General features: G+C 69.4%; 12 protein-coding genes. 3 read left to right on the top strand and 9 right to left on the bottom strand.

Translation table 11 applies throughout. The annotated features are described in order from the left end of the window. Positions 1 to 32: 32 nt before the first annotated feature. From AUL33_RS09250 to AUL33_RS09225, 6 genes are all read right to left on the bottom strand, one after another. Positions 33 to 1,736: an alpha-glucosidase family protein gene (locus AUL33_RS09250; protein ID WP_062206852.1), complete on the bottom strand. Its 1,704-nt coding sequence runs from the start codon at positions 1,734 to 1,736 to the stop codon at positions 33 to 35. An 8-nt stretch (positions 1,737 to 1,744) separates the two neighbouring features. After that, the gene (locus tag AUL33_RS09245) at positions 1,745 to 2,587 is read right to left on the bottom strand and encodes a carbohydrate ABC transporter permease (RefSeq protein ID WP_062206850.1); all 843 of its coding nucleotides are present in this window, start codon (positions 2,585 to 2,587) and stop codon (positions 1,745 to 1,747) included. Next, positions 2,584 to 3,582 carry a carbohydrate ABC transporter permease gene (locus tag AUL33_RS09240; protein WP_062206848.1) on the bottom strand — a complete coding sequence of 333 codons (999 nt, stop codon included), beginning with the start codon at positions 3,580 to 3,582 and terminating at the stop codon, positions 2,584 to 2,586. Before AUL33_RS09240 ends, AUL33_RS09245 begins: the two co-directional genes overlap by 4 nt. A gap of 132 nt (positions 3,583 to 3,714) precedes the next feature. Further along, positions 3,715 to 4,977 carry an ABC transporter substrate-binding protein gene (locus AUL33_RS09235; RefSeq protein ID WP_062206846.1) on the bottom strand — a complete coding sequence of 421 codons (1,263 nt, stop codon included), beginning with the start codon at positions 4,975 to 4,977 and terminating at the stop codon, positions 3,715 to 3,717. 249 nt (positions 4,978 to 5,226) lie between these two features. Further along, complete coding sequence (locus AUL33_RS09230) at positions 5,227 to 7,362, bottom strand: GNVR domain-containing protein (RefSeq protein ID WP_062206844.1); 2,136 nt, start codon at positions 7,360 to 7,362, stop codon at positions 5,227 to 5,229. A 93-nt stretch (positions 7,363 to 7,455) separates the two neighbouring features. Next, positions 7,456 to 8,592 carry an endo-1,4-beta-xylanase gene (locus tag AUL33_RS09225; RefSeq protein ID WP_082652465.1) on the bottom strand — a complete coding sequence of 379 codons (1,137 nt, stop codon included), beginning with the start codon at positions 8,590 to 8,592 and terminating at the stop codon, positions 7,456 to 7,458. 28 nt (positions 8,593 to 8,620) lie between these two features. Between AUL33_RS09225 and AUL33_RS09220 the strand changes: the two genes are divergently transcribed. Beyond that, on the top strand, positions 8,621 to 9,949 hold the full coding sequence (locus AUL33_RS09220; RefSeq protein WP_062206842.1) for a lipopolysaccharide biosynthesis protein: 1,329 nt from the start codon (positions 8,621 to 8,623) through the stop codon (positions 9,947 to 9,949). On the opposite strand, the gene AUL33_RS09215 is transcribed toward AUL33_RS09220, so the two are convergent. The 3 genes from AUL33_RS09215 to AUL33_RS09205 are packed head-to-tail and all read right to left on the bottom strand — an operon-like array spanning position 9,924 to position 12,834. Next, the gene (locus tag AUL33_RS09215; RefSeq protein ID WP_062206840.1) at positions 9,924 to 10,802 is read right to left on the bottom strand and encodes a DUF6492 family protein; all 879 of its coding nucleotides are present in this window, start codon (positions 10,800 to 10,802) and stop codon (positions 9,924 to 9,926) included. The two genes, AUL33_RS09220 and AUL33_RS09215, sit on opposite strands and share 26 nt — an antisense overlap. Beyond that, entirely contained in the window at positions 10,799 to 11,623 is an 825-nt protein-coding gene (locus AUL33_RS09210) for a WecB/TagA/CpsF family glycosyltransferase (RefSeq protein ID WP_062206838.1), read from the bottom strand. Before AUL33_RS09210 ends, AUL33_RS09215 begins: the two co-directional genes overlap by 4 nt. After that, a complete protein-coding gene (locus tag AUL33_RS09205) occupies positions 11,620 to 12,834 on the bottom strand; it encodes a glycosyltransferase family 4 protein (RefSeq protein WP_062206835.1) in 1,215 nt (404 codons plus the stop codon). The genes AUL33_RS09210 and AUL33_RS09205 overlap by 4 nt, the downstream gene beginning before the upstream one ends. A 144-nt stretch (positions 12,835 to 12,978) precedes the next feature. Here AUL33_RS09205 and AUL33_RS09200 point away from each other — a divergent pair, with 144 nt between their 5' ends. Then, a complete protein-coding gene (locus AUL33_RS09200; RefSeq protein ID WP_082652464.1) occupies positions 12,979 to 13,992 on the top strand; it encodes a glycosyltransferase family 2 protein in 1,014 nt (337 codons plus the stop codon). A 95-nt stretch (positions 13,993 to 14,087) separates the two neighbouring features. After that, positions 14,088 to 14,537 carry a DUF2948 family protein gene (locus AUL33_RS09195; protein WP_062206833.1) on the top strand — a complete coding sequence of 150 codons (450 nt, stop codon included), beginning with the start codon at positions 14,088 to 14,090 and terminating at the stop codon, positions 14,535 to 14,537. Positions 14,538 to 14,574 lie beyond the last annotated feature (37 nt).

Below are 14,574 nucleotides of genomic sequence, written 5' to 3'. Positions count from 1 at the left end.
CGGCGCGCCGGCCGGACGCCGGCGCGAATGCTTCAATTCAGTTGCGCGAAGAAACTGTCGTGCCGCCCGAGCGCCAGCCGGCCCGCCGCGAGCTTGGCCGGGCCGCCTGCCTCAGGGCCCAGCGCGCTGACGCGTTCCAGATCGGACGGCCACGCGATGTCGACGGGCTGGCCGGACAGGTTGAAGACGCAGACGATGCGCTCGCCCTCGAACTCGCGGCGGAAGGCGAGAAGCCCCGGCGCCCAGTCGAGGAAGGCGATGTCGCCGCGAACGAGCGCGGGATGGCTCCGCCGGAAGGCGAGGAACGCGCGATAATATTCGAGGAGCGAACCGGCTTGCCCGACCTGACGATCCACCGCCATCGGCAGGTGCTCGGGCGGTACGGGCAGCCAGGGATGCGCCGCCGTGGTGAAGCCGCCCTGCGGGGCGTCGCTCTCCCAGACCATCGGCGTGCGGCAGCCGTCGCGGCCCTTGATGGTCGGCCAGAAGCGCTTGCCCCAGGGGTCGACGATGTCCTCGTAGGCGATCTCGGCCTCGGTCTGCCCGATTTCCTCGCCTTGGTAGAGGCAGACGGAGCCGCGCACCGAGAGAAGGATCGCCGCCGCCAGCCGCAGGATCGCCTCGCGGTCCTCGTGGCCAGCCGCCCAGCGCGTGGCATGGCGCACCACGTCGTGGTTCGAAAAGGCCCAGCAGGGCCAGCCGTCGGCCGCGGCTTGCGAGAAGCGCTCGATCACCGGGCGGATGTCGTCGACCTCGGGCAGCACCGTGTTGAGGAAGTCGAAGGCGTAGCACATGTGCAGCCGGTCGGTGCCCCGCGTGTACTCGCCCATCAGTTCGATGCCGCGGATCAGCTCGCCGACCTCGCCGATCGCCGTGGCGGCGGGATACGCGTCGAGAAGCGCTCGGAAGCGCCGGAGGAAGGCGAGATTTTCCGGCCGGTTCTTGTCGTAGAGATGGTCCTGCCGGTTGTAGGGCCGGTCGCGCGGTGCGGTGCGCTCGTTCCAGTGGGCCTCGGCGAGCGGCGGGTTGTCGCGAAGCTCGGCGTCGTGGACATAGAAGTTGACGGTGTCGAGCCGGAACCCGTCGACGCCGCGATCCAGCCAGAAGCGGGTGACGTCGAGCATTGCGTCCTGGACCGCCGGATGGTTGAAGTTGAGATCGGGCTGCGAGATCAGGAAGTTGTGCAGGTAGTATTGCTGACGACCGGCGTCCCACTCCCAGGACGAGCCGCCGAAATTCGACAGCCAGTTGTTCGGCGGCGACCCGTCCGCCTTGGCGTCGGCCCAGACATACCAGTCGGCGCGGGAATTGGTGCGGTCGCGTCGGCTCTCCGCGAACCAGGGATGCCGGTCGGAGGAGTGCGACAGGACGAGGTCGATCATCACCTTGAGGCCGAGTTCGTGCGCCCGCGCGACGAGCGCATCGAAATCGTGGAGCGTCCCGAAGATCGGATCGACGTCGCGATAGTCCGACACGTCATAGCCGAAATCGTCCATTGGCGACGTCATGAACGGCGAGATCCAGACCGCGTCGACGCCGAGGCCGGCGATATGCGGCAGGCGCGCGGCGATGCCGGCGAGATCGCCGATCCCGTCGCCGTTCGAATCCTGGAACGAGCGGGGATAGACCTGGTAGATCACCGCGCCGCGCCACCAGTCCCGGTCGGCGAGGGGTAACGAGACGGCCTCAAGAGCTGCCGTAGCATGATCCGGGCGGATTGTTTCGGATTCGAGCATGCGGACGATCAGCCTTTGACGCCGCCGGCGGTGAGGCCGGAGATGATCTTGCGTTGGAAAACGAGCACGAGAACGATCAGCGGCACGGTGACGATGACCGAGGCCGCCATGATCGTACCCCACGGCACCTCCTGCTCGGAAGCGCCCGACAGGAGGGCGATGGCGACGGGCACGGTGCGCGTATCGTTGTTGGCGACGAAGGTGAGCGCGAAGAGGAACTCGTTCCAGGCGGCGATGAAGGCGAGAAGCCCCGTCGTCACCAAGGCGGGCCCCATCAGCGGCAGGAACACCCGGCGGATGATGGTGAAGGGCGAGGCGCCGTCGACGATCGCCGCCTCCTCGATCTCGATGGGCAGGTCGCGCATGAACGTGGTGAGCACCCAGACCGTGAAGGGCAGGGTGAAGATCATGTAGGCGAAGATCAGTGAGAACAGCGTGTTGTAGAGACCCATCGCGCGGATCATCTCGAAGAGGCCCGCGAGCACCGCGATCTGCGGGAACATCGAGACCGCGAGGATGGTCATCAGCAGAAGCCCCCGCCCCCGGAAGGAGACGCGTGACAGCGCGTAGGAGGCGGTGACCGCGAGGAACAGCGAGATCGTCACCACCGAGAAGGCGACGATGACCGAGTTCAGGACGTTGCGCAGGAACGAACCGGAGTTCAGCACGCCCTCGTAGTTGGCGAGCGAGAAGGAGCGTGGCCAGTAGTCGATGCGGAAGAGATCGGTGCCGGTTTTGAAGCTCGTCAGGATCGCATAGTAGAACGGGAAGACCGAGAACAGGACGATCGCCGCGACGAGGGCGTAGAAGCCGACCTGCCCGGCGGTGCGTTTGAGCGCGCGCGTATTCATCGGCCGCCTCCGTCGAAGTCGAGGCGTGCCGCCTTGATGTAGACGAGCGTGATCATGGCGATGACGAGAAAGAGCACCGTCGAGGCGGCGGAGCCTTGCGCGAAATTGTCGAACTGGAAGAGGTTCTCCTGCGCGTAGACGCTCATCGTCTTCGTCTGGTTGTTGTTGGGCGTCAGCACGTAGATGAGGTCGAAGACGCGCAGCGCGTCGAGCGCCCGGAAGATCACGGCGACGAGGATCGCCGGGCGGATCAGCGGCAGCGTCACCTTGAAGAAGACCTTCACCGGGTTCACCCCGTCGATCCGCGCGGCCTCGTAGACGTCGCCGGGCACCATCTGCAGGCCGGCGAGAATGAGGAGCGCCATGAAGGGGGTCGTCTTCCAGACGTCGACGATGATCACCGCGAGCATCGCCGTGTCGGGCGAGGCGGTCCAGGCGATCGGCGCCGAGATGAGGCCGATGGAGACGAGCATGTCGTTGAGGATGCCGAACTGGTCGTTCATCATCCAGGCCCACATCTTGGCCGAGACGATGGTCGGGATCGCCCAGGGAATGAGGACGGCGGCGCGCACGAGGGCGCGGCCGGGGAAGTTGGCGTTGAGGACGAGCGCGAAAATCAAGCCCAGCACCGTCTCGATCGACACCGAGATCAGCGTGTAGCGCACGGTGTTCCACACCGCCTGCCACCAGACGGGATCGACGAGGAGCCCGAAGGCCTCGCCCTCCCCGTCGCCGTAGTCGACCCATTCGTAATAGTTGCGAAAACCGACGAACTTCGCACCGGCGAGATCGCTGAGACTGGCATCCGTGAGCGAGAAGCGGATCGTCTGCAGCAGCGGATAGGCGGCGACCAGCGCCAGCACCGCCAGCATCGGCACGAGAAAGATCCAGGCCGCGCGCCGACGCTGGCGCGTCAGCGCCGAGCGCCCCTCCGGGGGCCGGGCGACGGATGCGGGCGGATCGGTCGGGGGAGCGCCGACGGTGACAGGATCCATGGGAACGCCTCGACGGACATCGATGAAGGGCGGCAGGAGATGACGTCAGCGGTTGGCCCGGCGGCATCGCCGGGCGCCATCACGTCGGCGATCGGCGGAACGACCGGACCGGAGCCGCGCCGCCGAGGTCGATTACCAGTCGCTGCGCTTCAGACGGCGCATCTGCTTTTCCAGCGCGTCGAGATTGGTGGCGGCGTCGCCTTGTCCCGACAGCGTCTTGTTCACGGCCGTCCAGAACTGCTGCGAAACCTCGTTGTACTTGGCCTTGGTGGGGGCCGAGGGCCGCGGCGTGGCGTTCTCGAAGACACCCTTCCACTGCGCCACGAGCGGCTGCTGCGCCTTGATCTCGGCATCGTCGTAGAGCGCCGGGATGGTGGGCAGGCGGGCGGTTCCGAGCGCGCGCGCCTTCTGCGATTCTGCTGAGGACAGGAACTTCACCAGCTCGATCGCGGCGTCCTTGTTCTCGGAATATTGCGAGACCGCCAGATTCCAGCCGCCGAGGCACGCGGCGGACTGGCCGCCCTCGCCCGCCGGCAGCGGCACGGCGTCGAACTTGCCCTTCACGGCGGAATCGTCGCTGGCACTCAGCGGGTAGGCATAGGGCCAGTTGCGCATGAACACGGCGTTGCCGGTCTGCCAGACGCCGCGCGACTCCTCTTCCATGTAGCCGAGCACACCGGCCGGAGCGATCGTCCCGACCCAGCCCTTGGCCATATCGAGAGCGGCCGCGGCCTTGGGATTGTTGATGGTGATCTCCCCCTCGGGCGAGACGATCTGGCCACCGCCGCTCGAGGCCACCCATTCGAGCGCGTCGCAGGTCAGCCCCTCGTAGGCGGCGCCCTGGAAGACGAAGCCGTTCATCTGGGCGTTGCCGGCAGCACGCTCCTTGTCCTGCACCTCCTGCGCCGTTGCCGTCAGCTCGGTCCACGTTTTCGGGACGGACTTGCCGTACTTCTCGAGAAGATCCTTGCGGTAGTAGAGGGCCGGCGCGTCGGCATAGAGCGGCATCGCCACGAGCTTGCCGTCGACGGTCTGCGACTGGATGATCGCCGGGGAATGCTGCGGCAGCACGTCCTGCATCGCGGCCGTCAGATCGACGAAGCCGGCGGCGAGCTGCGGCGCCCAGATGACGTCGGTCCGGTAGACGTCGACATCCTTGTTTCCGGCCGAGAGCCAGAGCCGGTACTGGCCGAACTGGTCGGTGGTGGAGGCCGGCATGGTGACGATGCTGACGGTGTGGCCGCTCGCGGCCTGGAACTTGTCGAGCTGCCCGCGCATCTCCTCGACGTCCTTGCCGATCGAGCCGAGCACGATCGACAGGTCGGCGGCACCGGCCGCTCCCGTTCCCATCGACAGAACGGCCGCCATGACCGCCACGATCCCCATGCGCTTCATCGACCCGATCCTCCCGCTCGCCGGGCGATCGAGGAGCGATCGTCCGGTGCCCGCGTCCGGTCTCGGCACCCGTCTTGCTGCGACGGTGCACCAGCCTGTCCGCGTTCCTGAGCCAAGACTTGGATCATCGGAAAAGTTTGGGAAGTCCGCCCGCACCCGCTTTCATGCTTTTGAACAGGAGAGACACGCGGGCCGAGCATCATCACGCCATCGTGCGCCCCTTTAAGAAGCGCGCGATGGCGGCATCGGTCAGCTCTCTTCGAGGAGCGGCTTGGCCCGGCGCCGGCCGCGGGCGGCGGCGATGCGAAGGCTGATGCGCTCGCGGGACGCTTCCGGATCCTCGGTCCCTTCTGGGACAGGTGCGGACGCTTCGGCGGTGGCGCCATGGCCGTGATCGAGCGGCGGCGCCTCGATGTTGCGGCGGGCGCCGATGGCCCGAATGCGTTGGCGCAGCACCTGGTGGCGCGCGTCGAGATCGTCTCCGAGCGTCGTGGCGGGCGCCGGTGCGGTTTTCTCGCCGCCCTGTTCGGCCTCGTCAGCAATGGTTGGCGTCTCGTCGCGGTTCGTCTCGACGGAAACCGGCGTCTCGTCAGCGGCGGCCACGACCTTGGCGACCTCGTCGCTGCGGGCGGGAGCGCCCGGCTCGGTCACGTCGTCCCCCGCGGGGCCGCGCAGGCTCCAGCCGGCGGTCGCGATCGGTGCGGCGACGGGCGTCGGCACGATGGCCGGCTCGACTGCAGGCGAGCGATCATCCCCGGCGGCATCGGTCTCCGGCGCGTCATCGCGGCTGCGATCGACGAGCGGGATCGCGAACTTGCGCGGCGGACCGAAGGCTTCCGGCGCGCTCTGTTCGGCGGCTTCGGCGATCGAGACGGTCCGCGGCACGGGCGCGGCGGATACGAGACCGGCGCGATCGGCGGCGGCGCGGCTGTCGGTGGTCCGGCGAAGGCTGCCGAGCATCGCGGCGAGCGCCGCCAGCGCCACGCCGAGCCCAAGGCCGACGATGCCGCCGGCGGCCACGACGATCTTGCGCGAGAGGCCGGAGGGATCCATCGGCACGGTGGCGTCGGAGATGACGCGCACATTGGCGGTGTTCAGGCTTTCCTGTTCGCTCGTCTGGCGGGCGCGCAGGAGATAGGCCTCGTAGACGGCGCGCGAGGCATCGACCTCGCGCTCCAGCTCGCGCAGCCGCACGAAGGCGCCGCTCGTCTCGATCTGGCGCGAGCGCAGCGCATCGATCTGGGTGGTGAGGTCGCGCTCGGTCTGCTGGGCGCGCGCCAGCTCGGTCTGCGCGGAGGCGACGATGCGCGAGAGCTCGCCGGCGATGGCGCGACGGGCGGTCGCCATGGCCTGCTCGGCGGCGATGCGCTGGGGATGGCGCGGCCCGAGGCGCGTGGCGAGGATCGCCTGGTTCTGCGCGGCCTCGGCATAGGTCTGGCGCAGGCGCAGCAGCGACTCCGCGTTCAGGCCTTCCGGGTAGGAGCCGCCCACCACGTCGTCGACATCGGCGCGGCGCAGCGATTCGGCGCGCACGTTCAGCGAGGTGATCTGGGCGCGCACGTCTGCGAGCTGGTTGTTGATGCGCGTGATGTAGTCGTCGTCGATCAGGCGCCCGCCGACGCCGACGAGCTTGTTCTCGGCCTTGTAGGCTTCGACGGCGCCCTCGGTCTCGACCACGCGCTGGCGCAGTTCGGCGAGGCGCGAGGAGAGCGAGGTGGTGGCGCGGCGCGCGACCTCGGACTGGGCGCGGCCCTGCTCGGCGATGAAGATCTCGGTGGTGAGGTTGGCGAGGCGCGCGGCCTTTTCGGGATCCTCGGACTTCACCGCGAGGTTGATCACGAAGCTGTTGGCGTTGCGCGTCGCGGTCATGTGCTCGCGCAGGGCGTTGATCGTCACCTGCTCGCGATTGCGGATCGCGGCCTCGGGATCGCTCGAGAAGAGCGCGCCGAGAAGGAGGTTGAGGTTCGACAGGAACCCGACGCGCGTGCCGTTGAACTCGGGATCGGCGGTGAGCGAGGTCTGCGTGACGACGCGACCGAGCACACTGTTGGAGGTCATCACCGCGATCTGGCTGTCGATCAACGCCAGCGTGGCGTCCGTCGTCATGCCGTTCGGGGTCTCCGTCACCTCGTTCTGGACCAGCTTGAGATCGCGCGGGTCGATCACCAGCTGCGAGACCGCCGTGAACTGGCGCGGCGTGGAAAAGGCGTAGGCCCCGGCCAGAAGCGCGCCGAGCAGCGCGGCGAAGATGACGAAGCCCTTCGCCCGCCAGATCGCTCCGGCCAGATGGACGGGATCGAACAGACCGATCTCGGCGCGCGCCGAGGTCTGCGAGGCCAGCGGTGCCGATCGCCGTCCGGCGTCGAGAGGATCGGAGTAGAACATCCGGCAAGGCCCGTCAGATCGAGGAACGGCAGAAGCGTGTCGCCCCTGCACATTCGCCCGTCATGGCAAACAAACCGTTAACGCTGCGAACAACTAACCTTGCGTCAGGCGCTGGCGAACGTCCGCGAACCAGGGCTTGGGACGATAGTCGCGATCGAGCGGCAGCGGCCGCGAGGGCGAGCCGTCGGCGCGCGGCATCGCGTCGGGCACCCAGCTGTAGCGGTCGGTGAGGCCCCAGGCGATCACCGCCTCCGGACGCTGGCCGGCGAAGAGCCCGTCGAGAAAGTCCGACACGACGACGCGAGCGGCCTCGTCGATCTCGTCCGGCCCGCCGGGCACCTGGAAGTCGATGACGTCGAGCTCGGTGGCGAGGAGCCCGACACCGAGCACCTTCAGATCGCGCCCGAAGCGGGCCAGCGCCTCGCGGTCGATCTTCAGATGCGAATAGAGGTGGCCCTGGATGCCCACCGCATCGACCCGGTGGCCGGCATCCTGAAGCTGGCGCACGAGATCGAGCGTGAGCGCGCGCCGGCGGTCGTAGCGGTCGCCGGCAAATTCGAGGTCGTAGTCGTTGATCACCAGCCGGGCCGAGGGATCGGCGCGCGCCGCCGTGCCGAAGGCCAGCGGGATGTGGCGGGGCCCGAGACGCTGGAGCCAGAAGCTGTCGCGCAGCGGGCCGTCGCGGCCGCCGGGCTCGTGCGCCATCACCTCGTTCACCACGTCCCAGCTCTCCAGCCGGCCGCGAAAGTGATCGGCGGTGCGCTCGATATGATCGACGAGCACCCGCTCGGCCTCCGCCTCGTCGGTGATCGCCTCCAACCAGTCGGGATTGGTGGACCACCAGACGAAGGTGTGGCCGCGCGAGCGCTGCCCGTTGGAGAGCGCCCAGTCGACCAGCCGGTCGGCGGGTTCGAAGAGGAACTGCTCGCGGCTCGGCCGCAGCAGGCCGAATTTCAGCTCGTTCATCGGCAGGACGATGGCGCATTCGTCCCGGAAGGCGTGGCGATAGGCGGCATCAATGTCGAACATCTCGAACTGGATCGCCGCGCCGAACGGCACGGAAGCCGGAGCGGCGCGGGCCGGGCGCAGGGCACCTGCGCCGGCGACGGCGGCAAGAGCCCCCGCCCCGCTGCGCAGGAGCGAACGGCGCGTTAAGCTGGCGGCGCTATGAGAGGGCAGCGTCGTCCTCTCGACGGCGTCCAACGCGGCGGGCTCTGCGGCAATCACCATGGGTCCGGCGCCTTCTCACGGGTTCGCAATGCGGTGGTTTCGATTCCTGGCAGAAACGGTTGAAGCAAACCTTTATCTCGTCCGCGACTACTCCAAGCTGATCGGCGGGTCGCTGGGGCGGCTCGTCCTGTCGCTCCTCTACTTCACCGCCGTCGCCAACACGCTGACCGTCGCCGATTTCGGCCTCTTCGCCACGGCCTCGGCGACCGGCGTCGTGCTGTCGCGCATCGCCGGCTTCGGCTTCGTCTCGCCGCTCTACCGCGTCTCCACCCGCAAGCCCCATCTCGTCGGGATCTACACCGCCGGCTATCTCGCCGCGCTCGCGCTGTCGCTCCCCGTCGTGGCGCTGGCCGGCGCCGGCTTCTACGTCGCGGTGTTCCGCGGCGATCTCGCCCTCCTGCCCTTCGCGCTGATCGTCGTGGCGGAGGTCCTCATGTGGCGCTCGCTCGAGGTCGTCTGCATCGTCAACAACGGGCTTCGGCGGTTCGGCCGCGCCTCGCTCCTCGTGGTGGCGGGTTCGGGCGCCAAGGCGCTGGCGGCGGTGGCCTTTTCCCTGACGTTCGGCGCCGAGGGCGGCATCGCCGCGTGGAGCGCGTTCTATCTCGCCGCCAATACGGCGGCGGCGCTCGCCGGCATCGTCCTCCTCTATCCGCGCCAGCGTCTGCGGTTTCGCCCCAAGCTCTACTGGCGCCGGGCGTCCGACAGCCTCGCAGTGGCCGGCGCCGAGGTGCTGTTCTACCTCCAGTCCGAGATGGACAAGATCCTCGTCCTGTCGATCGGCGGACCGCAAATCGCCGGCATCTACGCCATGCTGATGCGCCTCATCGACCTCACCGCCCTGCCCGTGCGCTCCTTCAACACGATGGTGGTGCAGAAGGTGATGCGCGCGCCCGCCGCCTTCTCGACATGGCGGATGCGCTGGGGCATCGAGGCCGGCATCGCGCTCGTCTCGGTGGCGGGCATGGCCGGGCTCGGCATCATCCTCCATGTCGCGCCGACGCTGCTGGGCCGCAACGTCGCCGATGCCGCGCCGCTCGTCCTCATGGTGCTGGCCGTCCCCGCCTTCCGCAATCTCGTCGAGTACGAGAGCGAGCTGCTCTATGCGCGCGGTCGCACCGGCACGCGGGCCGGCATCCTCGGGGTTCTCGGCGTGATGAAGGCCGGCTTCCTGACGCTGCTGCTCGCCACCGCCGGCGAAGGAACGGGAACCGGCTGGATCATCGGGCTCAACGGCGTCTTCGCCGCGCTCTGGCTTACCTCGGCGACCACGAGCTACACGGCGATCGACGGATGGGCGGGACGCGGCGCCCTCGTCTGGCGCCGCGCCGGCCTTACAGGCCGACGGCAGCCCGGATGAGGCGGGGGTCGGTGCCGGTGAAGGACTGGAGGCCCACCGCGACCTGATGCGGGGCGAGCGCCCCGAGATACTGCCGGAGCTCGGCCTCACCGAGCGCCGGTCCGGACCAGTAGACCGCGCAAAGCTCCTGCGACACCGGGCGGTGGCGCTCGGGGCGGTTCTCCGCCTCGTCGACGAAGCGGCCGTAGATCGTGCATTCCGAGAGGGCCCGCGAACCCGCCAGCGCGCGCATCGCGCTCCGGCCGGTGGTCTTTTCGATCCGTGCCATCATCTCGCGCACCGTGTCGCGCCGCCAGGCGATCAGGGTCGCGATGTAGCCGACATCGACGGGGCCGCGGTTCGTAAGGCCGAGGAGTTTGGCGGCGCGGCTGTCCCAGCGATCGTGGTCGGCGCGTCGGTCCCCGGAAATCGGGCGGATCGATCTCGGGATGCGGGTGAAGTCGACGGCGTCGCCTTCGCAGAGCCGGCCGACGTCGAAGGGGCGCACGAACACGACGTCGGAATCCAGCGAGACGAGAACCTCTTCCGCCATCGTCGCGGCCATGGCGAAACGGCGCAGCTGCTGCACGTGCCAGCCGCGCAGCGGCGGGCCGAAGGGCTGCAGCCAGATCCGGCGACCCCGGTTCAGCGGGTCGCGGACGGGTCGAAGCCACGGCGGCAGGAGGTCGCGCTCCGAAACGGCCCGGCGCGTCGCCGTCTCGAAGGACCGGAACGCCTCGACATCGGCGGCCTCGACGAGAAGGTAGTGCCGGCGATGGCCGGTGACGAAGCGGTCGATGCTGTCGCACAGGAGCCGGCAGCGTTCGAGATCGCCGCGATAGCTGGAGGTGACAAGCGCCACAGTGGGGGTCATCGCGGTCCGCTCCCGCGCCCTAACATCTGCAGGGCCATGCGCCAGAGAAAGGCGGGATTGCCGGCGATGTAGCGCTGGGCCAGCCGGCGCGGCTCGAGAAGCAGGCGCCACAGCCATTCGGAGCGCAGGCGCCTGACGACGCGGGGCGCGCGCGCCACCTTGCCGGCGGTGAAGTCGAGCAGCGCGCCGACGGCGATCGCCACCGGCACCTCTCGCTTTGTCAGGTGGCGGGCGACGAAGATCTCCTGCCGGGGCACGCCGAGCGCCACGAGGGCGATGTCGGCCCGCACCAGCCGCAGCTGCGCGATCACCGCCTCGGTCTCCTGGCCGGGCTCGAAATATCCGTGTCCGATCGGCAGGAAGCGATGGCGCGGGAAGCGCGCGGCAAAGCGCGCCGCCGCCTCTTCGGCAACGCCCGGTCTGCCGCCGAGAAGCGCCACGCGCAGCGACCGGCCGGTGCTGGCGAAGAAGAAGGGCACGAAGTCGGTGCCGTTGAGGTTTTCGGGAAAGGGCTCGCCGAAGAGGAGGCGCGAGCCGAGATCGACCCCGATCCCGTCGGGCAGCACGAGGAAGCGACGCATCGCCTGCGCATAGAGATCGTCGCTCGCGGCGATGTTGACGCAGTGCGCGTTGGCAAAGCCGACATGCAGCTCCAGCCCCTCGTCCAGCGCCAGCTCGATGATCCCGGCCGCTTCCGGCCCGGTGATGGCGGCGACGTCGAGCCGCCCGATCCGGCGGATCGCGGACGAGCCCTCCGACGCCTGCGTCGTCGCCGGCGGGGCAGCCGGCGACGTGGGAAATGTCGCTGCGATCGTCTTCATGCTCTGGCAGTCCGCCTTTCGCGGGAGGCGTGGTCCGCTTCCATGGCCGGAGCGGCGAGACGGCTCAGCCCTTCGCGCAGTCCGCGCCGCAGCTCGCTGCGCTGGCGCTCGGCAAAGGCGCCGCCGTCGAGACGCAGCGGTTCGCCGGCGCGCTCGCGGCGCACGAGATCGACCAGTGCGGCGGCAAACGCGGCCGGCTCGGCGGCGACGCGCAGGTTCGAAGGCAGGACGGAGCCGAGGCCCCGCAGCGCCGCGGGGGTCGCCACGGCCGGCATCCCCTCCTCCAGCGTCTCGATCGTCTTTAGCTGGACGCCGGTGCCCCCGCGCGTGGCGAGCGCGACGACGCGGCCCGAGCGCACGAAGGCCTGCGCATCCGGCACCCGGCCGAGGAAGGCGACATTGGCGGGCGCGACCGGCGGCGCGCCGTCGAAGCGACCGGCGACGTGGACGCGGATGTCTTCGGGCAGAAGCGGCGCGACCTCGGCGGCGAACCAGTCGATCCCCGCCCGGTTCGGCGCCCAGCTCCAGGTGCCGATCATCGCGACGTCGCAGTCGCGCCGCCCGTCGTCGCCGCGCGCACCGGCATGGCCGACGGTGAGGCTGAGCGGGATCGAGCGTGGATCGTCGGCAAGACCCAGGCGCCGGGCGTCGTCGCTCGCCAGCGTGTGGATGACGGACGCCTGCGCACAGAGCCGGGCCTCTTCACGCTCCAGAAGCCCCGCCTCCCGCCGATAGAGAAGCCGCGCCAGCGGATGACGCGCATGTTCGGCGTTCTCGCGCGCCGAGAGGTGCTCGACATTGTGGGCGACGAGGATCGCGGGCGCGAGCCCTCCGAGGAAGGGAAACGCGATCGGCATCTGCACCGAGGACAGCACCACGGCGTCGATCGGTCCGGCTTCGCCCAGGCGCGCGCGCAGGGTCGCGTCGTCCATCACGCGCAACTTGGCAGCCGACACCGGCAGGCCGGAGCGCCAGGCATCGGCCAGCCAGCGCAGCTTCTGGACGCGGCTGGCACCGGCATTCTCGATGCCGAGTTCGCCGAGGTCGATATGAGCGGTGTCCGGACGCGCGGCGCCCGGCCGGCGGAAGCCCGCCAGCGTCAAACGCGTGCCCTCGGCCTGCAGGCCATCGACGATCGCCTGATTGGCGATCTCGAAACCCGTCGCGCACTGGCCGTCCGGGAGAAGCGACGAGATGAAGAGAAGATGCAACGGTCGGCCTCCTCTGCCTTTGCGTCATCTTCGGCCCGCCGCCTTTCGAATTCGTCAAGGACGACGCCGCAAACCGCGATCACCGTCGGATTTCAACCAGCGTCTTGAGGGAACGTTGAAGGGTTTGGGCTAGCCTCGGGCCCCATGACACACGAGCCCGCCGCCCTGCCCGCCCTGTCCTCCGCGTCCGGTGTCGTCGTCGAGACGGTCTCGCCGGGCCTTCGCGACGATGTCGAGATCGCCGTGATCCTGCCGACCTTCCGCCGGCCAGAGGCGGTGCTGCGAACCCTCGCCTCGCTGGCGGCCCAGACGACGGCCCGGCGCTTCGCGGTGATCCTCGTAGAGAACGACGGCGAGGCGCGGGCGGGCGTCGCCGTCGCGCGCGGTCTCTTCGAGAGCGGCGCGATGTCCGGCCTCATCCTGACGCAGCATGAGCGCGGCAACTGCTCGGCCTACAATGCGGGCTTCGCGATGGCGCGCCAACGCTTCGCCGCGCTGCGTTTCGCGCTCGTCATCGACGACGACGAGGAGGCCGCGCCCGGCTGGATCGACGCGCTCGTCGGCGCGGCGGAGCGGCTCGGGGCCGATCTCGTGGGCGGGCCGCAGGTGCCGGTCTTCGCTGCGGGGTCGCAGGCGTTCCTCGCGCACCACCCGGTGTTCCGCCCGCCCTATCCGGCGACGGGCCGGGTGCCGATCCTCTATTCGTCGGGCAATGTCTGCATCCGTGCGAGTGTGCTCGCCGCGGTGGGCGATCCCGTGCTCGACACCGCCTTCAACTTCATCGGCGGCGGCGACAGCGACTTCTACGCCCGCTGCCGGGCGCGCGGCTTCGCCTTCGGCTGGTGCGCGGAGGCCGTGGTTCACGAGACCATGCCGGCGCGCCGCACCGAGTTCTCCTGGCTGAACGCGCGCTCGCTGCGCAACGGCGCCATTTCCTCGCTGATCGAGCACCGGGCACGGCGGGGCATCACGGGTCGCGCCCGCACGCTCGCCAAGAGTCTCGCACTCCTCGCCGCCGCGCCGCCGCGTTCGCTGCTTTTGGGGCTTCGCACCCGCTCGGCCGTGATCGGCCTCTATCCGATGCAGGTGGCGCTCGGGCGTTTCCAGGCCGAGTTCGGCCTCGTCGGCGAGCAGTATCGCAACGCCGAGAGCAATTGAGCAGCCCCGCGCCGCGTGCCATTGCGCGCGTGGCGCCCTAGTTCAGCTGTCAGCGGCGCCTGGCGCGCAGACGGATCGCGGAAGGCAGCAGCATCATGGATCAACTCCGCCTCGCGGCGCTCGACGCCGAGGATCTCGGCGTCCTTTCGGCGCATGTGCAGGACGCCGTGGTGCTGACCGGCGAATGCGTCTTCAGCCCGCGCGAGAAGCGCTTCGTGGTGACGATGAACCGCTTCGTCTGGGAGATCGCCAAGCCCCGCCGCCGCTTCTTCGGCGGCAAGCCGCAGGACGAGCGTCGCCGTTCGGTGCTGCATTTCGACCGGGTGCTGGCCGCACGTCGCACGGGTCTCGCCTCCGGCGATCCAACCGAGGTCCTGTCGCTGCTGGCGATCCGCTGGAACCCGGCCGACGAGCCCTCCGGCGCGATCGACCTTGTGTTCGCAGGCGGAGCCGCGATAAGGCTCGACGTCGAATGTATCGAAGCGCAGCTTGCCGATCTCGGCGCCCGCTGGAGCACCGCGTCGCGGCCCGATCACCGGGTCTGACCGGGGCCACCGGCGGCCGATCGGACCTGCGCGAAGG

The organism is Aureimonas sp. AU12 (genome assembly GCF_001463705.1).
Classification (GTDB): Bacteria; Pseudomonadota; Alphaproteobacteria; order Rhizobiales; family Rhizobiaceae; genus Aureimonas.
Note: the sequence above shows the minus strand (reverse complement) of the source record. Positions and strands in the feature narration are given on the sequence as shown.